Origin of the sequence: Hominisplanchenecus murintestinalis (genome assembly GCF_943193015.1) — a bacterium.
In the GTDB taxonomy this organism is placed as follows: Bacteria; Bacillota; Clostridia; order Lachnospirales; family Lachnospiraceae; genus Hominisplanchenecus_A; species Hominisplanchenecus_A murintestinalis.
This window is the reverse complement of sequence record NZ_CALPCM010000121.1, coordinates 1-1,183: the sequence shown is the minus strand read 5'-3', so window position 1 is coordinate 1,183 and position 1,183 is coordinate 1. Positions and strand designations below refer to the sequence as shown.

General features: G+C 40.9%; 1 pseudogene. It reads left to right on the top strand.

Features of this window, described 5'->3' with window-relative positions:
• Positions 1–747: 747 nt before the first annotated feature.
• A pseudogene (locus NFR99_RS15260) lies at positions 748–1,183 on the top strand (hypothetical protein); the annotation flags it as partial.

Sequence of the window (1,183 nt, the reverse complement as noted above, 5' to 3'; positions counted from 1 at the left end):
GGTTTGTGCCTTTTTTATAGACTAAAGTATTGATTTTTCAAGGTTCAGCACACCAATCGGTGTGGGAAGTTTGAGTTTTTTATATTGTCAAGTTTATATACCTGAATTGTTTTTCTCTTTCCCCAAAACAATTCGCTAAACAGAAACTCTTCAAATTCTTCAACATTTATTCTTTCTTCTTTCAGTAAGCTGTCTGCCCAATATTTTAGATCCTGTCCCCTTTCCCCCTCCGTTCGGGAAAACCCTTTCTTTTTCAAATATGTTTCTATGTAACTCGCCTCAATGTTCGTAATAATTGACTGGCTTAATGACGGCATCCTTTCGCCTCCCAACATCGACAAAATATGATATTATATTCTACCACATTTTTACAAATACTGCCACAAGAATACTATTGGGAATTTACATTATTTATCCGCATATTTTCTTGGTATGCACTTTATACCCACACTATCATAAAGGATAGATATCCCCACCGTAATACGCTCTTCTTCCAATCGCTGAATCCTTATTCCTCCACCTTCAAATCACCACAATTATTTTTATTTTCTATGTTGCATTCTGTTTTGTTTATGTTATAATCTATATATGCATTTATTTCTATGATTCATTCTTTTATGGCTCACGCCTGCTCTTACGGCTTCTCGCCTAATCTTAGAAATCTTCAATGCTGAACCCCAGACAATAAGACGGGAGGATTTCTAAGACAGAGCATAAAACCCTCCCGCCATCTAAAGGAGGATTTGGATGAAAGAAACACTTAACACGGCTGAGAAATCAGCGGCAATGCCAACTGTGGGCTCTCCTACGCCTGCACTTACTTACAAAGACCGGATATTTCGGATGATTTTCAAGGAAAAGCGTGAATTTCTAGATTTATACAACGCCATGAACGGCACACATTACACCAATCCGGACGAGCTAACTGTCACCACACTGGACAATGCTATCTACTTGGGAATGAAAAATGACGTATCTTTCTTACTCCACGATACACTTTCCCTGTACGAGCACCAGTCCACCGACAACCCGAACATGCCGCTCCGGAATCTCCTATATGTATCCGACATATACTCACAGCTGACCCGGACGGCTGACCTCTACGGTTCGCGCCTTGTCCGCATCCCGGAACCCCGGTTCATAGAGTTCTATAACGGCACAAAAGAACTTCCAGAGCGGTGCG